The organism is Veillonella caviae, from assembly GCF_003992125.1.
Classification (GTDB): Bacteria; Bacillota; Negativicutes; order Veillonellales; family Veillonellaceae; genus Veillonella; species Veillonella caviae.
The window spans coordinates 1-23,210 of sequence record NZ_RQUY01000005.1 but is presented as its reverse complement, the minus strand read 5'-3'; the positions used below and the strand labels follow the sequence as shown (position 1 = coordinate 23,210).

Annotated in this window: 18 protein-coding genes; 13 read left to right on the top strand and 5 right to left on the bottom strand. The window is 39.7% G+C overall.

Features of this window, described 5'->3' with window-relative positions; all coding sequences use genetic code 11:
• The 7 genes from EO120_RS02875 to EO120_RS02845 all read left to right on the top strand — a co-directional run bounded on the left by EO120_RS02875 (nt 1) and on the right by EO120_RS02845 (nt 8,821).
• Nucleotides 1-459, top strand: coding sequence for a YwiB family protein (locus tag EO120_RS02875; protein ID WP_127134061.1), 459 nt, complete (start codon nt 1-3; stop codon nt 457-459).
• Entirely contained in the window at nt 425-2,158 is a 1,734-nt protein-coding gene (gene argS / locus EO120_RS02870) for an arginine--tRNA ligase (protein WP_127134007.1), read from the top strand. Before EO120_RS02875 ends, argS begins: the two co-directional genes overlap by 35 nt.
• A 15-nt stretch (nt 2,159-2,173) precedes the next feature.
• Entirely contained in the window at nt 2,174-3,784 is a 1,611-nt protein-coding gene (locus tag EO120_RS02865) for a CTP synthase (protein WP_127134006.1), read from the top strand.
• A gap of 231 nt (nt 3,785-4,015) precedes the next feature.
• Nucleotides 4,016-4,579 (top strand): alkyl hydroperoxide reductase subunit C, encoded by a 564-nt coding sequence (gene ahpC, locus EO120_RS02860; protein WP_127134005.1) that lies wholly within the window; start codon nt 4,016-4,018, stop codon nt 4,577-4,579.
• A gap of 351 nt (nt 4,580-4,930) precedes the next feature.
• Nucleotides 4,931-5,380, top strand: coding sequence for an RrF2 family transcriptional regulator (locus EO120_RS02855; protein ID WP_127134004.1), 450 nt, complete (start codon nt 4,931-4,933; stop codon nt 5,378-5,380).
• A gap of 118 nt (nt 5,381-5,498) precedes the next feature.
• Complete coding sequence (gene cysK, locus EO120_RS02850; protein WP_127134003.1) at nt 5,499-6,434, top strand: cysteine synthase A; 936 nt, start codon at nt 5,499-5,501, stop codon at nt 6,432-6,434.
• Nucleotides 6,435-6,709: 275 nt separating this feature from the next.
• Nucleotides 6,710-8,821, top strand: coding sequence for an ATP-dependent Clp protease ATP-binding subunit (locus EO120_RS02845; protein ID WP_127134002.1), 2,112 nt, complete (start codon nt 6,710-6,712; stop codon nt 8,819-8,821).
• Between the two features lie 124 nt (nt 8,822-8,945).
• Here the strand turns inward: EO120_RS02845 and EO120_RS02840 are convergent, their stop codons facing one another.
• From EO120_RS02840 to dapF, 4 genes are all read right to left on the bottom strand, one after another.
• Nucleotides 8,946-10,919, bottom strand: coding sequence for a PTS fructose transporter subunit IIABC (locus EO120_RS02840; protein WP_127134001.1), 1,974 nt, complete (start codon nt 10,917-10,919; stop codon nt 8,946-8,948).
• Between the two features lie 120 nt (nt 10,920-11,039).
• Entirely contained in the window at nt 11,040-11,951 is a 912-nt protein-coding gene (gene pfkB, locus EO120_RS02835; RefSeq protein WP_127134000.1) for a 1-phosphofructokinase, read from the bottom strand.
• Nucleotides 11,948-13,336, bottom strand: coding sequence for a Na+/H+ antiporter NhaC family protein (locus tag EO120_RS02830; RefSeq protein ID WP_127133999.1), 1,389 nt, complete (start codon nt 13,334-13,336; stop codon nt 11,948-11,950). Before EO120_RS02830 ends, pfkB begins: the two co-directional genes overlap by 4 nt.
• A gap of 1 nt (nt 13,337) precedes the next feature.
• Nucleotides 13,338-14,171, bottom strand: a complete 834-nt coding sequence (gene dapF / locus EO120_RS02825; protein WP_127133998.1) for a diaminopimelate epimerase — start codon at nt 14,169-14,171, stop codon at nt 13,338-13,340.
• A gap of 254 nt (nt 14,172-14,425) precedes the next feature.
• Here dapF and ptsP point away from each other — a divergent pair, with 254 nt between their 5' ends.
• On the top strand, nt 14,426-16,153 hold the full coding sequence (gene ptsP / locus EO120_RS02820) for a phosphoenolpyruvate--protein phosphotransferase (protein WP_127133997.1): 1,728 nt from the start codon (nt 14,426-14,428) through the stop codon (nt 16,151-16,153).
• A 170-nt stretch (nt 16,154-16,323) separates the two neighbouring features.
• Nucleotides 16,324-16,584, top strand: a complete 261-nt coding sequence (locus tag EO120_RS02815) for an HPr family phosphocarrier protein (protein WP_127133996.1) — start codon at nt 16,324-16,326, stop codon at nt 16,582-16,584.
• A 183-nt stretch (nt 16,585-16,767) separates the two neighbouring features.
• Here EO120_RS02815 and EO120_RS02810 read toward each other — a convergent pair whose 3' ends face one another.
• Nucleotides 16,768-17,046 carry a metal-sensing transcriptional repressor gene (locus EO120_RS02810; protein ID WP_127133995.1) on the bottom strand — a complete coding sequence of 93 codons (279 nt, stop codon included), beginning with the start codon at nt 17,044-17,046 and terminating at the stop codon, nt 16,768-16,770.
• Between the two features lie 308 nt (nt 17,047-17,354).
• Here EO120_RS02810 and EO120_RS02805 point away from each other — a divergent pair, with 308 nt between their 5' ends.
• The 4 genes from EO120_RS02805 (at nt 17,355) to potE (ending at nt 22,991) form a co-directional block, all read left to right on the top strand.
• Nucleotides 17,355-18,104: a transglycosylase domain-containing protein gene (locus EO120_RS02805; RefSeq protein ID WP_407834215.1), complete on the top strand. Its 750-nt coding sequence runs from the start codon at nt 17,355-17,357 to the stop codon at nt 18,102-18,104.
• A gap of 344 nt (nt 18,105-18,448) precedes the next feature.
• Nucleotides 18,449-19,660 carry an argininosuccinate synthase gene (locus EO120_RS02800; RefSeq protein WP_127133993.1) on the top strand — a complete coding sequence of 404 codons (1,212 nt, stop codon included), beginning with the start codon at nt 18,449-18,451 and terminating at the stop codon, nt 19,658-19,660.
• A complete protein-coding gene (argH, locus tag EO120_RS02795; RefSeq protein ID WP_127133992.1) occupies nt 19,660-21,087 on the top strand; it encodes an argininosuccinate lyase in 1,428 nt (475 codons plus the stop codon). The genes EO120_RS02800 and argH overlap by 1 nt, the downstream gene beginning before the upstream one ends.
• 572 nt (nt 21,088-21,659) lie before the next feature.
• A complete protein-coding gene (potE, locus tag EO120_RS02790; protein ID WP_127133991.1) occupies nt 21,660-22,991 on the top strand; it encodes a putrescine-ornithine antiporter in 1,332 nt (443 codons plus the stop codon).
• The last annotated feature ends 219 nt before the right edge of the window (nt 22,992-23,210 follow it).

Genomic DNA, 23,210 nt, shown 5'->3' with positions numbered 1-23,210 from the left:
ATGAAACGGGTTCTAGTGTCCGTAAAAAGTGTACAACGAGATAGGGATGGACAGGATACAGTAGTGGAATTAATTTCTCCAGGTACTTGGTATGAGAAAAACGGCACCCAATATGTGCGTTATGAGGAGTCTAGCGTAACAGGAATGGATGGCGTTAAAACGACTATCAAGATTTACGATGGATCCATCGTATTGTTGCGTACTGGTGCTGTTAATATGCGACATCAGTATATTCTCGGTGAAGAGAGAGAAACCGTGTATGAAACGCCTTTTGGAGAAATTCCGATGGCTGTAAAAACACATGAATTAACAGTGGACTTTCACGATGGGACAGGTCATGTTCATTTAGGATATGATATTTCCGTTGACGATGAATGGCAATTTTACAATCAGTTAGATATAGATGTGCGGGAGGAAATAGAGCATGGACATGAAGGAAATCCTGAAATCGGGAATTGAACAGGCATTACAAGATACGATTACTAGTGGTGGTTTACCTGCAGGGGAATATCCTGAAATCGTACTCGAAGTGCCACCTCAAAAGGAATTCGGTGATTTTTCTACGAATATTGCCATGCAATCTGCTCGTGTTGCGCGCCAAAACCCACGCGCCATTGCAGAGACTTTAATTAGCCATATGAATTTTGATTGGTTAGACCGCGCTGAAGTAGCTGGCGCTGGTTTTATCAATTTCTTCCTGAAATCTGATATGGTGTACGATACATTGAAATCTATTTTGAACGCTGGCGATGAATATGGTAAGGCAGAGATTCGTCCAAAAGATACGATTCAAGTAGAATATGTTAGTGCGAACCCAACAGGTCCATTGCATGTAGGACATGGACGTGGTGCGGCGTATGGTAGTGCGCTAGTGAATTTGTTGCGTGCTGCTGGTTACAATGTGCAATCTGAATATTACATTAATGATGCAGGTAACCAAATCGACAATATGGCATTGTCTATTGAATACCGCTTCCAAGAATTGCAAGGAAAAACATTGGTATTCCCACCAAAACGCAATGATGATGGTACGATGCCTGCATTCGAAGTTCCAGAAGGGGCTCTCGTGTATCCTGAAAATGGATACCGTGGTATTGACATTATCGAAACAGCGAAAACTATTGTAGCAGAAGTGGGCAATGACACATTATTGGCTATGCCAGAAGAAGAGCGTATTGCACTTTTTAAAGAAGCTGGTTTGAAAGAAAAATTGGCTCGTTTAGAAGAAACATTGCGTAATTTCCGTGTTACCTTTGATAATTGGTTCTCTGAACGCAGCGTTCATGAAACAGATGAAATCAAATACGCTGTAGATGAATTGAAAAATCTTGGTGCTATTTATGAACAAGAAGGCGCTTTATGGTTGAAATCTACCGATTATGGCGATGATAAAGATCGCGTTGTAATCCGCGATAATGGTGTTCCTACATACCTTGCTGCGGATATTGCGTACCATCGCAATAAATACGAGCGCGGTTTTAAAGAAATGATTGATATTTGGGGTGCTGATCATCATGGTTATGTGTGCCGTGTGAAAGCAGCCATGTCTGCGTTCGGTTTTGATCCAGATAAATTATCTATTTTATTGTTGCAAATGGTTGCTTTGTTCCGCGATGGGGAACTAGTTAAATTATCTAAACGCAGTGGTGATACGCTAACATTAGATGAGCTCATCGAAGAAGTAGGCGTTGATGCATCTCGTTATTTCTTCTTGATGCGTTCTCTTGATAGCCAACTTGATTTTGACATTAACTTGGCGAAATCTCGAAGCAATGACAATCCTGTGTATTATATCCAATATGCGCATGCTCGTATTCACAGCATTTATAATCAAGTTCGTGAAGCTGGTATCGCTTTTGGTGACTATAGCAATACTGATTTCTCTACATTAACAGGAGAAATGGAATTAGAATTGATTAAAAAAATAGCTGAATACCCAGAAGAAATACAGCAAGCTGCTACGCATCGTGCGCCGCATCGCATTGCTCGTTATTTGTACGATTTGGCTGGTATGTTCCACTCGTTCTACCGTCAAGGTCGTATTATCGGTGTAGATCCAGCTTTGCAACAAGCTCGTCTTGGTTTAATTACTGCTATCGCTCTTGTTTTACGTCAAGGGCTTGGTATCTTAGGTATTTCCGCTCCGGAAAAAATGTAATAGGTGGGAGGCATCATGGCAACTAAGTATATTTTCGTAACAGGTGGCGTTGTTTCTTCTCTTGGTAAAGGGATTACTGCAGCATCTTTGGGCCGATTGTTGAAAAACCGTGGTTTTAATGTAACCATTCAAAAATTCGATCCCTATATTAATATTGATCCAGGTACAATGAGCCCTTACCAACATGGTGAAGTGTTCGTTACCGATGACGGTGCTGAAACTGACCTTGATTTAGGTCACTATGAACGTTTCATCGATATCAATTTGAGTAAACGTTCCAATATCACAGCCGGTAAAGTATATTGGTCTGTTATTAATAAAGAACGTAAAGGCGATTATTTAGGTAGCACTGTACAAGTCATTCCTCATGTAACTAATGAAATTAAACAAAATGTATACCGCGTAGGCAAAGAGGACAATGCTGATGTGGTGATTACGGAAATCGGTGGTACTGTCGGCGATATTGAAAGCTTACCTTTTATGGAAGCTATTCGACAAGTGAAAAAAGATGTAGGTCGTAATGATGTGCTTTATATTCATGTAACATTGGTACCATATATCAATGCTGCTGGAGAGCTTAAAACAAAGCCGACACAACATAGCGTAAAAGAATTGCGTAGTATCGGCATTCAACCAGATATCCTTGTATGTCGCAGTGAAAAACATATTTCCGATGAAATGAAAGAAAAATTAGCATTGTTTTGCGATGTAGAACCAGATGCGGTTATTGAAAACCAAACTTGCAATTCTATTTATGAAGTACCATTGATGATGCAAGAACAAGGTTTAGATGATATCGTTATCCGCAAATTGGAATTGGAAAATCGTCCATGTAATATGGAATCTTGGAAAGAAATGGTTCATAAAATCTTGAACCCTACTAAAGATATCACTGTTGCTATCGTAGGTAAATACGTGGCACTGCATGATGCGTACCTTTCTGTAGCAGAAGCATTGAGCCATGCTGGTATTGAAACAGGTACAAAGGTGAATATCCGTTGGATTGATTCCGAAGAATTAGATGACGTGTCTGTGAGTCCTGTTGACATGTTTGAAGGTGTAGAAGGCATCATTGTACCAGGTGGCTTCGGCAGCCGTGGTGTAGAAGGTAAAATCCGTACCATTCAATACGCTCGTGAAAACAACATTCCATTCCTCGGTCTTTGCCTCGGTATGCAATCAGCCGTAATGGAATTTGCTCGCAACGTATGCGGTTTAGAAGGTGCTACATCTAGCGAATTCAATGAAGAAGCACAATATAAAGTTATCGATTTGATGTCTGATCAAGTTGATGTAGATAAAAAAGGTGGTACTATGCGCCTTGGTATCTACCCGTGCAAAGTGGAAGCAGGCACTAAAACGCGTGAAGTATACGGAGAAGACCTCATTTACGAACGTCATCGTCACCGTTACGAATTCAATAATGAATACCGTCAACAATTGACTGATGCAGGTCTTGTTATTTCTGGTACATCTCCAGATGGTCGCCTTGTAGAATCCGTAGAAGTGAAAAACCATCCGTTCTTCATTGGTACACAAGCCCATCCAGAACTGAAATCTCGCCCAAATAATGCACATCCATTATTTAGAGGGTTTGTAGATGCTGTGTTGAATCTAAAAAAATAATAGTAATTCCAAGGAAGAGCCTAAATAGGCTCTTCTTTTGCGTTTATGTATATAAAGTAAATAAAAAATCTTATATCGAAAGTCCTCATAAAAAATATATATCGATAAATTTAAAAATAACACTTGCAATTCATAATGATTAGTGATATTATATAGACAAAGATAGATATAAAAGATGTTAAGTACATATACTTGTTTATTAGACACATAGATTGAGATAAGGAGGACATAATGTCTATTATTGGTAAAAAACTTCCTGAATTTACATTAGATGCTTTTAGAAAGCCTGAATTAGTAAAAGTTAGCACTGCTGATGTATTGGGTAAGTGGTCTGTATTCGTATTCTACCCAGCAGATTTTACATTTGTTTGCCCTACAGAATTGGAAGATGTGCAAGAATCCTATGCAGAATTAAAAGAATTGGGCGTAGAAGTGTATGCTGTATCTACTGATTCCGAATATGTTCACAAAGCATGGTCTGATGCTTCTCCTAGCATCAACAAAATTGAGTACTACATGTTAGCTGACAAAAAACATGAATTAGCTGATTTCTTTGATGTGTTCGACCCTGAATCTGCTATGGCTTACCGTGGTACATTCGTAGTTGATCCAGACGGTATCATCCGTACAGCTGAAATTCATGACATGGGTATCGGTCGTTCTGCGGAAGAATTAGTTCGTAAAGTACAAGCAGCTCAATTTGTAGCTAAACATGGCGACCAAGTGTGTCCTGCACGTTGGAAACCAGGTAAAGATACATTGAAACCAGGTCTAGACCTAGTTGGTAAAATCTAAGATTTTTATAACCTCCTCAAATGACAAAATTGGGTACGGATTATATACATTAATAATACCGGTAAGCCCCATTGCTCGGTGAAACTCCTCTCCAATTCACCGAAGCAAACCTCATATAACAAACTACAAACTATACGCAAAAAGACTAGCTTTCGAGCTAGTCTTTTTGTGTTATCTTACGTTGTTTATAATAACTATTTTATTAAAATACATAGTCAAAACTCCTGTTATAGTAGTATTTTTCTAATTCCTTTACAGAAAGTAGGAGATTAAACTTGCAATTTTTCTTAGCCTATTCTATAATGTAATTAATTCCTATCGATGTACAAGGTTATAAAAAGGGGGATGTTCATGAGAATTTCCACAAAAGGGCGATATGCATTGATGGTTCTAATCGATTTGGCGGAACAAGGTAAGGATAAGCCCGTATCCCTTCGATCGGTGGCAGAACGACAAAATATTTCTGAAAAATATTTAGAAGGTATCGTAGCTCGTTTGGGGGCAGCTAAATTGGTGGACAGTATTCGCGGTAAATATGGCGGTTATCGTTTATCTAAAGATCCTAAAGATTATTCGATTATAGAAATATTACTTGCCACAGAGGAATCGATGGCTATTATTTCCACATTGGATGAAGGTGTTTCTACAGATGATGTAATCAATGAACGCACCGTTGGTTTTTGGGCAGGATTACAAAATTACATCCACGATTATTTAGAAAATGTCAGCCTACAAGATGTTATAGATGGAACATATGCGAAACTGGATGCTAAATATGACAATTGGGATGGTTCTATTTAATACGATTATGCCAATGCATTGAAGAGGTACTTCCATAATCAATAATTATCCAATATCAACATATAGATTATATAATGTAGGTCAATCTTGACCGAATTTACAATAAGGAGTGAATACTATGTCTAAAATTGCAAAATCCTTCGTTGAATTAATTGGCAAAACTCCATTGCTTGCGGCTACTCGTTTTGGTGAAAGCCAAGGCGCTGGTGCTAACATTCTCGCTAAATTGGAGTATTTTAATCCAGGTGGGTCTGTAAAAGACCGTATTGCTGCTGCTATCATTCAAGCTGCTGTTGAATCTGGCGAATTACAACCAGGTGGCACAATTGTAGAAGCTACATCTGGTAACACTGGTATCGGTTTATCCGCCGTAGGTGCTGCACTTGGGTATAAAGTTGTCATCGTAATGCCTGAAACAATGTCTATTGAACGCCGTAAATTGATGCTTGGTTACGGTGCTCAACTCGTATTGACTGATGGTGCGCTTGGTATGAAAGGTGCTATTGCAAAAGCAAAAGAAATCGTAACTGCTACAGCAGGTGCTATTGAAGCAGGTCAATTCGTAAATAAAGCAAATCCTGCAATTCACTATAAAACTACTGGTCCGGAAATTTGGCAAGATACAGATGGTGCCGTGGATATCTATGTAGCTGGTGTTGGTACAGGTGGTACATTGACTGGTGCAGGTACGTATTTGAAAGAACAGAATCCTGCTATAAAAGTCGTAGCTGTAGAACCAGCTGACTCTCCAGTATTGTCCAATGGTAAACCAGGTCCTCATAAAATTCAAGGCTTAGGGGCTGGGTTCATTCCAGACACTTTGGATACATCTGTATACGATGAAGTTATTCAAGTAACTAATGAAGATGCATTTAAAACTGCTCAACAATTCGGTCGCGATGAAGGTGTATTGGTAGGCATTTCTGCCGGTGCTGCATTGTGGGCTGCATCTCAATTAGCAAAACAACCTGAAAATAAAGGTAAAAATATTGTAGTAATTCTTCCAGATACTGGGGAACGATACTTGTCTACACCATTGTTCCCAGAAGCATAATAGATTAATATCTTTAATAAAATATAGTAATTTCATATTTTGGATTGAGATATTTCTGTGATAAGGTATATAAAATAATATCTTCTATAAGAAGGTCGACAGCTTATGCTGTCGGCCTTTTTGCGATTCACACAAAAAAAGTCGAAAAAGGTCAGGAAAAAATAAAAATATAATTGACTTTTTGACTTTTTAGATGTAATATAATCACATAAAAGAAAGGACAAAAAGTCAAATAGAGAATAAAGTAGTTTGACTAGTAAAGAGAGGTGTTATATATGAATAACAATTTTAATCATTTCGGTAATGAATTTAATAGTATGAATGATTTGTTCAATCAATTGATGAGCAATATGGGAGGGTTTTCTACAGAAAATCGTCGGTATAAAATCAATGGTCGTGAAGTAACGCCAGAAGAATTTGCTTATTATCGTCAAACTGGTCATTTGCCTACACAGGAAGAAGTACAAGCGGCTCAAGCAGCCACACAAGGTAAAATGAAAGAAGATGGTATTTTGGCAAGATTAGGTACTAATTTGACAGAACAAGCTCGCAATGGTAAGTTAGATCCTGTTATCGGTAGAAATAAAGAAATTCAAGAAACTGCAGAAATTTTGGCTAGACGCACTAAAAACAATCCAGTACTTGTAGGTGATGCTGGTGTTGGTAAAACAGCTGTTGTAGAAGGATTAGCACAAGCGATTGTAAACGGTGATGTACCAGCAGCTATTAAGAATAAAGAAATTATCTCCATCGATATTTCTGGTCTAGAAGCTGGTACTCAATATCGTGGGTCTTTTGAAGAAAATATTCAAAATTTGATTAAAGAAGTCAAATCAGCTGGGAATATTATCTTATTCTTCGATGAAATCCATCAAATTTTAGGCGCTGGTTCTACTGGTGATGGTCGAGGCTCCAAAGGATTGGCAGATATATTAAAACCAGCACTTTCCCGTGGTGAATTAACTGTTATCGGTGCTACCACACAGGATGAATACCGTAATACAATCATGAAAAATGCAGCTCTTGCAAGACGTTTTAATGAAGTAAAGGTCAATGCACCATCTGCAGAGGATACTTTCAAAATTTTACAAGGTATTCGCCCATTATATGAAGCGCATCATAATATTGAATTGCCAGACAGCGTGTTGAAAGCTGCTGTTGATTATTCTGTACAATATATTCCTCAACGCAGTTTACCAGATAAAGCCATAGATTTAATCGATGTTACTGCAGCACACCTTGCATCTCAATATCCTGTAACCGATATTAAAACATTGGAAGCAGAAATGGCGCAAGCAAAAGAAAAACAAGAAGAGTATGCTCGTAAAGAAGACTATGAATCGGCTATTAACGAAAAAATGCGTATTCAAAAATTGCAGAAAGAAATCGATAATCATACTGAAAACCAAAAAGTAGTAGCCACAGTAAATGATGTAGCCGAAGCCGTTGAAAGAATGACAGGGATTCCTGTTTCCCAAATGGGTGCATCTGATATTGAGCGCTTGAAAGGAATGAAAGCGCGTCTAGAAGCACATGTTATTGGACAAGCTAAAGCAGTAGAAGCCGTATCTCGTGCTATTCGTCGTAATCGTGCTGGTTTTGATGAGGGTAATCGTCCTATTGGTAGCTTCCTTTTTGTAGGTCCTACTGGTGTAGGTAAAACAGAATTAGCAAAACAGTTGGCATACGACATGTTTGGCAATAAAGATGCGATTATTCGCCTTGATATGTCTGAATATAGTGATCGCACTGCAGTATCTAAATTGATTGGCGCTACTGCTGGTTATGTTGGTTACGATGATAACTCGAACACATTAACTGAACGCGTTCGGCGTAATCCGTACTCTATCGTATTGTTCGATGAAATTGAAAAGGCGGATCCTCAAGTTATTACGTTACTCCTCCAAGTGCTCGATGATGGTCACTTAACTGATGGACAAGGGAATACGGTTAACTTTAAAAATACTGTCATTATCGCTACCTCTAATGCAGGTTTCGGCTATGGTAGTGATAGTGAAAGCGGAATTGATACACCTATCATGGACCGTATTGCACCATACTTCCGTCCAGAATTTTTGAACCGCTTTAATGGTGTTATTGAGTTTAATCATTTGAGTAAACAAGATCTCAAAGAAATTGTAGACCTTATGATTAATCAAGTAAACGCTACATTAGCTAAAAAAGATATTACCCTTGATGTAACTGATGCAGCTAAAGAATTCTTGATGGAACAAGGCTATGATAAGGCAATGGGAGCACGTCCATTACGCCGCGTTATCGAAACCGAAATTCGTGATAATGTAACAGATTTTTACCTCGATCATATCGATGCTAAACACTTAGTAGCAGATGTTCAAGATGGACATATTGTTATTAATAATAAATAACATATTTCTTATAAATTAAAAACTATATTATATTGAGATGAATATATAATATGTAAAGCCCTCAGTACTCCTGTATATCAGTTGTACGAGGGCTTTTATAGTTACTTGCAGTTATTCAATTATTTTAGATTTTTTTCTTTGCCATAGCTAAAATCAAGCATGTCACTACAGCACCAATTGCGATAGACGCGAGGTAGAGGAGTGGGTTGCCGATAGTTGGCACTACGAAAATACCACCGTGTGGAGCGCGCAATGTACATTCAAAGAACATGGATAATGCGCCTGCTGTACCGGCACCAATAATACATGCTGGGAGCACGCGGATTGGGTCAGCTGCAGCAAATGGAATAGCCCCTTCGGTAATGAAGGATAATCCCATGATGTAGTTGGTGATACCTGATTTTCTTTCAGCTTCGGTAAAACGGTTAGGGAAGAATGTTGTACAAAGGGCAATCGCCAATGGTGGCACCATACCGCCTGCCATAACAGCTGCCATAATACCATATTCCCCTGTTGCTAATGCGCCTGTACCGATAACGTATGCTGCTTTATTTACAGGACCACCCATATCAACGGACATCATGGCACCAAAGATAAGACCTAATAATACGCGACTTGTAGTGCCCATTGTTTGTAATGAATTCATAAGCCATTCGTTGAGGGCCGACACAGGAGGATTGATGATGAAAGTAATAGCTACACCAATAAATAATACGCCTAGTACTGGATAGAAAAGAACTGGTTTTGTACCTTCTAAAGCTTCAGGGAATCCAGATACAAGTTTTTTTACTAATAATACTAAATAACCTGCAGCAAAACCGGCAATCAAAGCCCCAAGGAAACCAGATCCTCCTTGGTTAGCCAATACACCGCCTACGAAACCTGCAGCAAGACCAGGGCGGTCCGCAATACTCATAGCAATATAACCAGCTAAGACTGGGAGCATAAATCCGAAGGATGCACCGCCGATTTTCATCAAAAATGCCGCTAGTGGTGTACCAGAACCAAATCCAGATGGATTAGTAGGATCAAATGTATCGAATAAGAATGCCAAGGCAATGAGGATACCGCCACCAATAACGAATGGTAGCATGTGGGATACGCCATTCATCAAATGTTTGTATATTTGACGACCAAAGCTATCTGTTGCATCTGCCATAGCTGCTTGTTGCTCTGTTGCACTGGCTGTATAGATTGGTGCCGTACCAGACATAGCTTGTGTTAATAATTCTTCTGCTTTGTTGATACCGTTGGCCACTTTTGTTTGAATCATCGGTTTACCGTTGAAGCGGGCCATTTCTACTTGACGGTCAGAGGCAACGATAATGCATTTAGCATAAGCGATTTCATCAGCTGTTAAAGCATCTTTGACACCAGAAGCACCATTTTTTTCTACTTTGAGGGAAATACCTAATTCTTTAGCTTTTCGTTCTAACGACTCTGCAGCCATATAGGTGTGAGCAATACCTGTAGGACAACCTGTAACAGCTAGTACATCGTAGTATGGATGGTCTACGGTTATAGTGCCTGTATTTGTAGTAGGTGCAGCAACATCTGTTTTTTCATTTGTTACTATATCTGTTGTGTTCTTATTAGCATCGACATCGGATTTAATAAAGCCATCCACGGCTGGGTCGAATTTACCATTTTCTTTTGCATCGATTAAAGCTAGGAATCTCTCCGCGGTTGGTGCAGAAATGAGTGCTTCTTTGAAATCTGGGTCGATAATCATCGTTGCTAATTGGCTAAGCACCTCAACATGTGTGTCAGCGGCACCTTCAGGGGCGGCAATCATGAAGAATAGGCGAGATGGTTGGCCGTCGAGGGCATCGAAATCAACACCATTAGGCACAACCATAGCCGTTAGACCTGCTTCGCGAACGCCACTGGATTTAGCATGTGGTGTTGCAATGCCTTCGCCAAGGCCTGTAGAACCGGATTCTTCGCGAGCGAATACGGCTTTTAAATACTCGTCCTTGTTAGAGAGATTACCGCTTTTGTCCATCAAATCACCCAATGTATTGATTGCATCTGCTTTGTTTGCTGGTGCTGCATTGAGCAAAATAGAGTCCCGTTTTAATAAATCTGTAATTTGCATATGTGTACTCCTTACTGCACATATATAATATATAAATATCCTTTGCACATCGATACTTTTGAACTACCATAGTAGATTTTACAAATCCTGTTCGTAGAATTATTGATGTGAATAAAACTATTATCCTTTTATACCCTTCAACAGTTTCTCAACTTCAGGTAATGTAGCTAAGTTTTCAGAATATGCTGACGCAGATCCTGCGGCGATACCCCAGTAAAGGGATTCTTGTAAATCCCCTGTTTTTGTATAGCCTGTCATAAATCCAGCCACCATAGAATCGCCGGCACCTACCGAATTTATTAATGTTCCTGATGGTGCAGGACTAGTGTAGACTGTGCCGTTAGCCGCTACTAAAATAGCACCGTCTCCAGCCATGGAGATGAGCACGTGTTGAGCTCCTCGGGATTGTAATGTGTGGGCTGCATTGATTAAATCTTCGGTTGTGTTTAATGGGATACCAAAGATTTCGCTGAGTTCGTGATTATTGGGCTTAATCAAAAATGGCTTATATGGCAACACACGGGTTAGCAAGTCTTTGGTAGCATCTACGACGATGCGAATCCCTTTGTTGGCTAATCGTTCCATAATGATTTCGTACATATTGCTAGGTAGACTGGATGGAATACTACCAGCGAGAATTAATGTGTCATCTGCTGTGAGCGAATTAAGTTGAGTATATAACTCTTGTAATTCGAAATTGGATACGATAGGACCACGACCATTGATTTCCGTTTCTTCGTCGGAGGCTTTTACTTTCACATTGATGCGGGTCAGACCTTCACGGAGACGAATGAAATTTTCGCGGACCCCGAAGCTGTTGAGCTGACGCACGATTTCTTGGCCTGTAAAACCAGCAATGAATCCGAGCGCTGTCGTATCCATACCTAAATTCTTGAGCACGATGGATACATTGATTCCTTTACCACCACCGAGAATATATTCTTGCTCAGTGCGGTTTATTGTACCTGTTTTGAGGTGGTCCAAACGGACGATGTAATCCAATGCAGGATTAAAGGTAATGGTGTAAATCATGATTGTTCCTTTCTGCGCAACCGATACCAGTAGATGAGTGGTGCTAAGTACAAGAAGAAGGCATATGGAATGTATCCAGCAGGTGATACATCCATCATCACTACTGGAACGAGAGCTGCAATATTCCACGGCTGTAAGGCTGAGATAAGGATGCCACTATTTTCAAAATCTAACATTACATCTTCGTCATGTACGCCTTCCTTGGCGTAAGTAGTGCGCATAATGGAATGGGTCATAATGACTGCGATGGCTTGGCTACAACCGATGGCGCCTGTGATGAAAGCAATACTAAGGTTTGCTGCGTATAATTGAGCGCGTCCTTTCACTTGTGAAAGCAACTGCCGAATGTCATTCCAAAAACCGACTCCTTCTAGCATGCCTGATATAGAACAAGCCATAAAGATAGAAATAGTTGGTACTAGCATAGTTTTTAAACCGCCGCCGTGTATGATGTCCGCTAGAGGATTGAAATGAGGTAATTCAAATCCGAGTAGAGAGAACTGCAATACTTCAAATGCTGTGTATCCTTGGTGAATCATTGCTAAAATGGCTGCCGACATGGCGCTAAGAGAGATAGGCCAGCGGATGGATAATCTCGTTGGCAATAGACTTATAACGATGAGTAGTGGAATCCACAAAGTCCAATGTATATTGAACAACAAGTGGATTGTATCTGGCAAATAGTTGCTTTCATAATTTAAAGGATGAGATAGGGATAGTAAGATATATAGCACAGAACTGATTAGGAGTGCTGGAATACTATCTTTGAACATACGAGGTATATTGGTTTGCACCGTTGTATGTGTTAGATTGGCCACTAATGATGCAGATGATGAAAGCGGTGAATTACGATCTCCTACATAGGCGCCAGCGATGATGGCACCTGCCACCATGTCAAGGGGAATGCCTCCAGCCTTTGCAATCGTAATCAGGACAACACCAATGGTGCCTACCGTTCCTAACGAAGTGCCAAGTAGCATACTCACTATAGACGTGAGTAGGAAAGAACTGATAATAAAATAATTAGGGTTTAACAGTTCAATGCCAATGGAAATAATCATGGGAATTGTCCCCGATGCTTGCCACATAGCAGTGAGCCAACCAATAAGTAGGAAAATTTGCATTATCACTACCGATGTTTTTGCGTTTTGCCAAGACATGCGCAACAAATCGTTTACAGCATATCCTTGCCGATAGAGGGCATAGGCGAATACGCACCATACTATCATGAGTGCAAATCCGATGGAAATACCAGAGCTGATAGCTAGCATGATAATACAAATAGATACACATAAGGCAATGAGTAAACCTAGGTTACTAGGTAGTGCAGAGCGACCTTGGCGATACAACAGCCAAGTCTGTAATAGTCGTTGAATCCATTTCATATTATTCAATAGGAAGTTCGGTTTCGAATACTTCCTCGGCAGGGCCCGTCATGAGCACCGTACCATCCTCCAAATAACTAATATGCAATGTACCGAGATAGAGTTCTACGTCTACTTCGCGGCCGGTTAGTCCTTTTTCATGGGCTATTACTGCAGATGCACATGAACCAGTGCCGCACGCTAATGTAGCACCTGCACCGCGTTCCCAAGTACGCACTTTGATGTGATGGTCATTGACAACCTCGATGTAGTTCACATTCGTGTTAGATGGGAATGCATCGTGTTTCTCTAGAATAGGGCCTTGTGTCGTTACAGGCGCTTTGGTAATATCGTCGATGAATACTTCTGTGTGTGGTACACCGAGCAATACGGAGCTTACTGTTACCATTTCATCAGCTACGGCGAGGTCTACATCGATAACCTTAGCCATGTTTATGTTCATTGGAATATCAGTACTGTTGAAAAATGGTTTGCCCATATCAACTGTAACCAATGTAACTTTCCCATTCTCTATAGTCAATGTGGGTTTCATAATACCCGCTAATGTTTCAATGGTGAAAGTTTCACTTGTAATCTCACCATGCTCATAGGCATATTTCGCAAAGCAACGAATACCGTTACCACACATTTCCGCCTCGGATCCATCAGAGTTGATAATGCGCATACGTACATCTGCTACATCAGAGGGTACAACTACGCAAATACCGTCGGCGCCAATACCGGTTCGGCGATCACACAATTTGATGGCTAAATTTGTAAAATCTTTATTTCCCCCTTGAGGGTCAGAGAAGAGGACAAAATCATTGCCTAATCCATGCATTTTTGTTAGTTTCATTATAGCTCCTATGGTTCTATGGTTCCTATATGTTATGCTTTCACTAATATAATTTATGGCTAGCATCACTCAATAATTTATGATTAGTAATAGACGAAACTTTCATCACACTACTGTCACAGCTTATGGGAACCAACTAATCTATTGAATACATAATATAACATTATATCACAAATAGTGTCCCTTTATTGTTCTATCTATACATGTTACAATAAACTATACAGTAGTTTATCAGTATAGAAAGAGGAGCACAGATGCGAATTCAAGGGATTTCTGGATCTCGAGGCGTTGCTGTTGGCAATGTGTACAAATATATACAAGAGGAAATTATCATTCCCGACTATACCGTAGCGGACGGTGATGTGGAAGCGGAGATTGGAAAATTTGCAGCCGCTATGGCAGCTACATTAAAACAATTAGATATCATTCGTCAAAAAGCATTGGTTGATATGGGGCCTGAAGAGGCTGCTATTTTTGAAGCACATATGCAGATTGCTCAAGATCCATCATTGTCGGATGGCATTAAATCATTAGTAGAATCCACGAAAACGAACGTGGTAGCGGCGACGGCACAAACTATCGATACATTTGCGGGTATTTTTCTTGGCATGGATGACCCCTATATGCGCGAAAGAGGCGCAGATATTAAAGATATTGGGGATCGTTTGATGCGTAATATGTTAGGTATGAATCCGCGTGGCTTGTCCCACATTTCAGGACAAGTGATTCTTGTAGCTCACGATTTAGCACCATCTGACACAGCATCTCTCGATAAAAATGTAGTGAAAGGTATCGTTACTGCTGCAGGCGGGCCCACATCACATGCGGCTATTATGGCACGTACCCTAGAAATTCCTGCCGTTATGGGGGTTGGTGATATTGACAGCTTCGTCGATGGCACTCGTGCCGTTGTGCTTGGCACCGATGGTATTGCGTTGATAAACCCAAGTGATGCAGAATGGGTTGATTACAGCACACAAGCGGAAGCATTTCAAGATGAACTAAAACGATTAAAAGATTCCGCTAATTTAGAGGCGGTGACTGTTGACGGCCATCATGTAGATTTGTTTGGGAACATTGGCAAATCTAAGGATGCGGATAACGCTATTAATATGGGAGCTAGCGGTATTGGCTTGTATCGAACTGAGTTCTTATATATGGAAAATGACGAATTGCCTGAGGAAGATGTACAATTTGAAGAATATAAACAAGTGGCAGAATCCTTACATGGTAATCCTGTCATTATTCGTACTATGGATATTGGTGGTGATAAAGAATTAAAATGCCTTGATTTGCCAGAAGAAATGAATCCATTCCTTGGGTATCGAGCTATTCGTATTTCTTTGAATAGACCTGATATTTTCAAAGTTCAATTGCGTGCTTTACTACGGGCTAGTGCTTTCGGTGATATTCATATCATGTACCCTATGATTGCATCTGTAGAAGAAGTAAAATGTGCTAATGTTATGTTAGAAGAATGCAAAGCAGAACTTCGTAAAGAAGGCGTAGCTTTCAACGAAGATATTAAAGTAGGTATTATGATTGAAGTTCCTGCCGCAGCTGTTATTGCACCAATTTTGGCAAAATATGTAGATTTCTTTAGTATCGGAACCAATGACTTGTGCCAATACACATTGGCGGTGGATCGTATGAATGAAGCTATAGGTAATCTATATCAACCATTGCATCCAGGGGTGTTGCGTCTCATCAAAGGTGTTATCGATGCCAGCCATGAGCAGGGGAAATTTACTGGCATGTGCGGCGAGTTGGCTGGTGATCCTGTGGCTACTATGATTCTCCTCGGTTTAGGTTTAGACGAATTTTCTATGACCGCATCTAGCATTCCGCTCATTAAAAATATCTTGCGTTCCGTATCAAAAGCAGAATGTGAAGCTGTAGCGACTCATGCACTCACACTAGACACAGCGGAAGAAATTACGGCCTATGCGAAATCTGTTCTCGCAGAAAAAGGACTGGCATAATGACACGAAGTAATCATATATAATGGTTACATAGATTTTATGTTGTTAATTTGATATTTATCTTGAATTATGACAATATAACTTGTTACAATACATACATTGAATATCGATATGTAATGATGTATATGAATGATTGATTGTTCTACTCATCGATTAGAAAGAGGTACATGATGAAAGAAATAACAGTAGAAATTACAAACGAATCTGGTTTACACGCTCGCCCTGCAACAGCGTTTACACAATTGGCTGCTAAATACGCATCCAAAGTAACCATTGCTGCCAATGGCAAAACAGCAGATGCTAAATCTATTTTGACCGTGCTTACATTAGGTGCTACAAAAGGCACATCTGTAGTCCTCACTGCTGATGGCGCTGATGAAGATGACGCTTTGACAGCATTGAGCGAATTTTTGACTACCAATCATGACTAATTGACGGTAGTTATTCTATAATAGAACCTCCAATCGTTAAAGGATTGGATAGTTCAACAATGCTTACTGTCTTTCTTGATGATAGTATAGCGTAATAAGCCGTTTATAGAAAAACTAAAATAAACACCCTAAGGTTATCCTTAGGGTGTTTATTTATATAGAGCTGCATCTGAAAGCCAGTTCTTATTTTCCCATATTAGCAAATCGTTCTACTGCAAGTGTAAAGTCTGCAATGGTTTTATCTACGTCACCATGTTCAATGCCATCGCGTACACAGTGGTTGATGTGGCCTTCGAGGACTACTTGTCCAACTTTGTGCAATGCGGATTTAGCAGCATTGATTTGGCTCAGCACATCTTCGCATGGGATGTCTTCTTCAATCATTCGATCAATAGCTTGAACTTGACCTAAAATTTTACGCAATCGACGATGCAGATTGTCTGAATCCATACACTGTTTCATAATACTCCTCCAATTGGGCATGTTTTATTCATCTGTTTTATTATACGCTATTATATAGATTAAATACAATAGATATACTGCGTACTATGCGTAAAATGGTAGATATGTGGTACAATACTATCAATATAAAATTTATGGCTGTGTGCTATAGTGGAAGTACATTTGTACAGTTCTTTTGTGAAAGTTTTGTTATTTTTTACTATGGCATACTGTTTGAGTATATATTGTGTAACGATACAGGTGAAATTATGCTTATCCTACGTTATATCAAACGATGTATTATCGCTATCCTTGTGTTGTTCTTAATTATGTATATCTATGATTCGTACCATAGTTATCAGGGAACAAACCGTATTAGTAAAGCGCATACGTCGGTAGAACAGACAATTGAACAAACAGAAGATACATTGAGCCGTTGGGACCGAATGTATCGGGTGTTTGCTTTTAAAGAACATGTACAAGAATCCCTCTATAGGCGTGTGGCGTCAGAAAATTGGGTGAAATCGGAAACGATTCCAGATAATGCGAAGCGTGCCCTCGTTGCTATTGAAGATAAACGTTACTATAGACACGGTGCCATCGATATATTCGGTGTTATTCGTGCCCTCTATGTAAATACCGTGGCTGGTGAAACTATGGAAGGGGGCAGTACTATAACACAACAATTGGTGAAGAATTTATTTCTGTCCTCAAAACGCATCATGAGCCGTAAAGCGGAAGAGGCCATTTTAGCTGTAGAAATGGAACATTACTATAATAAAGACGAAATCATTACCATGTATTTGAACACCGTTTACTACGGGCATAACTACTATGGAATCAAAGCAGCCTCTGAAGGATATTTTGGCACTAGCCCAAGTCGTTTAAGCCTTGGACAATGTGCTTTGTTAGCGGCACTACCAAATGCTCCGTCTTATTTAGATCCTTATGTGAATTACGATGCAGCGAAAGCTCGGCAAAAATTGGTACTACAAGCTATGGTGACACAGGATATGATTACTCAAGCAGAAGCTGATTATGCGTACGAACAAGACCTCGGCCTTCGGGATGAAGAATAGCAAAATTTAATATATCCGAATTAAATGACCCTTTGGGGCTCTAAAATCCTTCATACGCTTAACGGCCTGTAGCTACGTAAAGTACGGTTTTAGAAACCCAAAGGGTCATAAGCGTTCCTGAATCTTTTTTGATATCTCCATCTTTCTAACCGTCAAATCATTCGCAAACGAAATACATTATACAGATGTATAAAAAATACTCTTGCATTTATAAATATACAGTGATATACTAACACATGTAGTCGATGAACAACAGATTAGATGTTCATCATTTATATGTATTATAATAGTTACATGCGGTATATAATATATACCTGTTATAAGTAAGTTGATGAGGTGTAATCATGGGTAAAGCAAACAAAGTAGTACTCGCTTATTCTGGTGGGTTGGACACATCTGTTATCATTCCTTGGTTGAAGGAAAATTATGGTGCTGAGGTTATCGCGGTGTGCGTGGATCTTGGTCAACCTGAAGATTATGATGCAGTTGAGAAAAAAGCAATTGCTTCTGGCGCATCTAAGGCGTATATTGTGGATGCAAAAGAGGAATTCGTAAAAGATTATATTTGGCCAACTGTGAAAGCTGGCGCTATTTACGAAGGTAAATATTTATTAGGTACTTCTTTTGCGAGACCTTTGATTGGTAAAATTCTCGTAGATATTGCAGAAAAAGAAGGAGCAGATGCTATTGCTCACGGTGCTACAGGTAAAGGTAATGACCAAGTACGTTTTGAATTGGCTATCAAAGCATTGGCACCAAATATGAAAATCATCGCACCTTGGCGTGAATGGGAATTAAAATCCCGTACAGATTGCATGGAATATGCAGCAAAGCATAATATCCCTGTAGTGGCTACTAAAAAACATCCATACTCTATGGACCAAAACGTATGGCATTTGTCTCACGAAGGCGGCGATTTAGAAAATCCAGCCAATGCGCCTAAGGATGATGTGTATCTTGTAACACATACACCGGAACAAGCTCCTGATGAAGCTGGTTATGTAAATATTACTTTCAAAGGTGGTGTACCTGTTGCGGTAGATGGCGTAGAAGGAACACCATTGCAAATCCTTGAAAAATTGAACGAAATCGGCGCGCATTATGGTGTTGGCGTTGTGGATATCGTTGAAAACCGTCTCGTTGGTATGAAATCTCGCGGCGTTTATGAAAACCCAGGTGGTTCCATCATTATGTACGCTCATAGAGAGCTTGAATACCTCTGTTTAGATAGAGCAACATACCATTACAAGGAATTAATCGCTAATAAATATGCTGAACTCGTGTATGACGGCATGTGGTTTGCTCCTTTAATGAATGCTTTGCAAGCCTTTGTTGATACTACTCAAGAAACGGTAACAGGGGACGTAAAACTCAAATTGTATAAAGGTAATATCATCTCTGCTGGCAGCACTTCTCCATATTCCTTGTACAGCGAAGATTTTGTAACCTTCGAAGAAGACGATGTATATGACCAAGCTGATGCAGCTGGTTTCATTAACCTCTTTGGTTTACCTCTCAAAATTAATGCATTGATGAAAGAAAAGGCAGGTTTATAATGGCTAAATTGTGGGGCGGGCGTTTCACAAAAGGCACAGATAAAGCGGTAGAGGATTTTACATCCTCTATCGCTTTTGACGCTAGAATGTACGCTGAAGATATTGCAGGCAGTAAAGCACATGCTAAGATGTTAGCAAAACAAAATATTATTTCTCAACAAGATTGTGATGATATCGTAGCAGGTCTTACAAAAATCAAAGGGCAAATTGATAAAGGCGAGTTCTCATTTTCTGTAGCTCTTGAAGACATTCATATGAATATTGAAAAACGATTGACCGATGATATTGGCGAAGCTGGCGGTAGATTACATACTGGTCGTAGCCGTAATGATCAATGTGCCGTAGATTTACATATGTATGTGCGTAAAGCCGTTATCGAAATGGGCGAACTTATTGTAGATATGCAAAAGGCTCTTATGGAAGTGGCGGAAAAGTACAGTGATGTTATCATGCCTGGTTATACTCACTTGCAACGGGCACAACCTGTATTGTTTGCTCATCATATGATGGCTTATTTTTCTATGTTAGAACGTGATTTTGATCGCCTTTATATGGTGTTTAAACATGCCGATATTATGCCACTTGGTTCCGGCGCTTTGGCAGGAAGCACATATGGCATTGACCAAACATATACGCAAGAGCTATTAGGTTTCTCTCGCATCTACGAAAACAGTATGGATGCCGTATCCGACCGTGACTATGTAGTAGAATTCTTGTCTTTTGCATCTATGGTGATGATGCATTTGAGTCGCCTCAGCGAGGAGCTAATTTTGTGGTCTACCAATGAATTTGGGTTTATCGAACTTGATGATGCTCATTGTACTGGTTCTAGTATTATGCCACAAAAGAAAAACCCTGACGTGTGCGAGCTCGTGCGTGGTAAAACTGGTCGCACCTATGGTCATTTGCTCGGTTTGTTGACGACGTTGAAAGGATTACCTTTGACGTACAACAAGGACATGCAAGAAGATAAAGAGGGTATTTTCGATGCCATTGATACGGTACATTTTGCGCTCTCCATTAATGCGGCTATGATTCGTGGTATGAAAGTAAACGGAGCACGTATGAAATCCGTATTGGACGATGACTTTTCCAATGCTACAGACATGGCAGACTATCTTGCGAAAAAAGGCGTTCCATTCCGTGAAGCTCACGAAATCGTAGGCAACGCTGTGCATCACTGTATCGAAAAAGGCTGTGTTCTATTAGATTTATCTGTTGACGATTTCAAAGCCATTTCTGCTCACTTTGATGCAGATATTTTAGATGCTATCACCATCGAAGCCTGTGTAGCGGGTAGAAATAATTACTCTGGTACAGCACCTGAATGTGTGGAACGGCAACGTGAAAAGGGCAAACAATTGATTGCTGCAGAAGAGGAGCAAATTGCTAATTGGAAATCAATAGTACATTCGGTGCAAGAATAATTGCCTATTTTAAATATTGATAAGTTTATATGAAAAATTTCCCCCAGTTTACATCTGCGTTTGGGTGACTCTGAAACTGCCGTTAGGCAGTCCTTGTTTATGGAGCCCAATTATAGGTGTAGACTGGGGGTACTTTTATAAATGTTACAGTAAGGATAATTAATTCTTTTACATAGATAAGGGATGGAGTTATTTGTAAAATCATGTCCATATAGAATAGACTATGTAGTGTTGCTAGTGTCCTACTGGGACACTATAATTGGAATAGATAGTGATTTTCCAAGAGATACGTAGATTAAACAGGAATAAAATAATAGCCTTACCATACTCTTATAGATTCTAATCGCAATACATCTATAATATCGGTTATTTTATTCAATTCGTGTAATGAGGTTTGTCCGCCAATAAAGTACTTTTCATTTAGCCTGTATGGTGTTATTATTAATGCGAACTAAAAACGGTGCTTTCACATTCCCGCCCATTACAGTAGGAACTGAAAGTGCTTAGCGGTATATATTATTTTAAGTGAATTATGGACGAGAAAAAATTCACCTGCGAAAGGGGATTGATACATGAAAACCACCGCTAAAAAAATGTCTGTATTCCAGCTAACCACAATGGTAGCAGCCAATATGCTAGGAGCTGGGATCATTATGTTACCAACCAATTTGGCTCAAGTTGGTACTATTTCAGTTTTATCTTGGCTCGTGACAGCTGTGGGTGCGCTTTTGTTAGCGTATATTTTTGCTCAAGCGGGTATGTTCTCCCAAATTAAGGGGGGCATGGGCGGTTATACGGAACACCGCTTCGGTAAAACTGGACATTTTATGGCGAGTTATGCTTACAGCATATCTCTCATCATTGCTAATGTAGCGATTGCGGTCTCCGCAGTCGGTTATGGTGCAGAACTCTTCGGTATTGATTTGAATGCCGTGCAAACAAGTCAAGTGACAATTGTGCTCTTGTGGTTTGCAGCGATTTTGAATTTTAAAGGGAATCGCTTTACAGGGCAACTTAGCAATATTACTGTTTGGGGATCTATTATTCCTGTTTTTGCAATCGGAACTATTGGTTGGTTTTGGTTCAATCCTGATATGTATATTGCTGCTTGGAATCCTAATGATTTACCATTCTTTGATGCCGTTAAGCAGTCTATTTCCTTGACACTTTGGGCTTTTTTAGGGTTTGAATCCGCAGCGGCGAATGCAGATGCAGTGGAAAATCCAAAGAAAAACGTGCCAATCGCAACAGTGGCTGGTACATTAGCAGTAGCGGTGATTTATGTTTTATCCACTAATGTTATGGCAGGTATTGTGCCTAACGCAGATTTGCTCAATTCTAATGCTCCTTTCGGCTTGACTTATATGCACATGTTTAATAGCACTGTGGCGAATATAGTAATGGCATCTATGGTCATTTCCTGCTGTGGGGCTTTACTCTGCTGGCAATTTACATTATCCCGCGTGTTTAAAAGCGCTGCGGAAGCGGGATATTTTCCTAAAGTTTTTGCTCGCGTAAACAGTAAGGATGCACCAGTTCGAGGCGTATTGATTTTACTTGTCGTAGAAACTGTGCTTACATTATTTACTGCAAACGATATATTGCGAGAACAATTTGAAATGCTCGTCAATCTTGCGGTTGTAACGAATGTAGTACCATATATTTTATGTACTCTTGCCGTACCGGTTATGATGCGTCAATCTGGTTTATCCGAATCTCGCATTAAAAATTTTAACATCATAGCAGTTTTTGGTATTATGTATTGCATCTATGCTATTTATGCTTGTGGTGTAGATGCTATAGTGGGCGGTGTTGTAGCATTGGCTATCGGCTTTGTTATTTACATAGTTCGTAAAGCGATGATTGCTCGTCGTGCTCACAATTTACAGCAAAGTATTGATTAATCTGTCATCGTTGATAATGATAAATTAGCTTAGTATCAATACATGATATATTTCGTCTTATTAAGGCAGGAACCTTGGTTCCTGTCTTTTTTATGTGTATAATTAATTCTTCTTTTTTATAGGGTTATAAGAAATAGTTATATTGGCTTATAGGACAAAAAGTGTGTGTAAAAACCCTTGTAATACTAGTAAATATCTAGTGTTATAAGGGTTTAATCT

Bases quoted from the DNA above. Each gene is read 5' to 3' on its own strand.
- EO120_RS02875 (WP_127134061.1), top strand. From the start codon at position 1: ATGAAACGGGTTCTAGTGTCCGTAAAAAGTGTACAACGAGATAGGGAT.
- argS (WP_127134007.1), top strand. From the start codon at position 425: ATGGACATGAAGGAAATCCTGAAATCGGGAATTGAACAGGCATTACAA.
- EO120_RS02865 (WP_127134006.1), top strand. From the start codon at position 2,174: ATGGCAACTAAGTATATTTTCGTAACAGGTGGCGTTGTTTCTTCTCTT.
- ahpC (WP_127134005.1), top strand. From the start codon at position 4,016: ATGTCTATTATTGGTAAAAAACTTCCTGAATTTACATTAGATGCTTTT.
- EO120_RS02855 (WP_127134004.1), top strand. From the start codon at position 4,931: ATGAGAATTTCCACAAAAGGGCGATATGCATTGATGGTTCTAATCGAT.
- cysK (WP_127134003.1), top strand. From the start codon at position 5,499: ATGTCTAAAATTGCAAAATCCTTCGTTGAATTAATTGGCAAAACTCCA.
- EO120_RS02845 (WP_127134002.1), top strand. From the start codon at position 6,710: ATGAATAACAATTTTAATCATTTCGGTAATGAATTTAATAGTATGAAT.
- EO120_RS02840 (WP_127134001.1), bottom strand. From the start codon at position 10,919: ATGCAAATTACAGATTTATTAAAACGGGACTCTATTTTGCTCAATGCA.
- pfkB (WP_127134000.1), bottom strand. From the start codon at position 11,951: ATGATTTACACCATTACCTTTAATCCTGCATTGGATTACATCGTCCGT.
- EO120_RS02830 (WP_127133999.1), bottom strand. From the start codon at position 13,336: ATGAAATGGATTCAACGACTATTACAGACTTGGCTGTTGTATCGCCAA.
- dapF (WP_127133998.1), bottom strand. From the start codon at position 14,171: ATGAAACTAACAAAAATGCATGGATTAGGCAATGATTTTGTCCTCTTC.
- ptsP (WP_127133997.1), top strand. From the start codon at position 14,426: ATGCGAATTCAAGGGATTTCTGGATCTCGAGGCGTTGCTGTTGGCAAT.
- EO120_RS02815 (WP_127133996.1), top strand. From the start codon at position 16,324: ATGAAAGAAATAACAGTAGAAATTACAAACGAATCTGGTTTACACGCT.
- EO120_RS02810 (WP_127133995.1), bottom strand. From the start codon at position 17,046: ATGAAACAGTGTATGGATTCAGACAATCTGCATCGTCGATTGCGTAAA.
- EO120_RS02805 (WP_407834215.1), top strand. From the start codon at position 17,355: ATGTATATCTATGATTCGTACCATAGTTATCAGGGAACAAACCGTATT.
- EO120_RS02800 (WP_127133993.1), top strand. From the start codon at position 18,449: ATGGGTAAAGCAAACAAAGTAGTACTCGCTTATTCTGGTGGGTTGGAC.
- argH (WP_127133992.1), top strand. From the start codon at position 19,660: ATGGCTAAATTGTGGGGCGGGCGTTTCACAAAAGGCACAGATAAAGCG.
- potE (WP_127133991.1), top strand. From the start codon at position 21,660: ATGAAAACCACCGCTAAAAAAATGTCTGTATTCCAGCTAACCACAATG.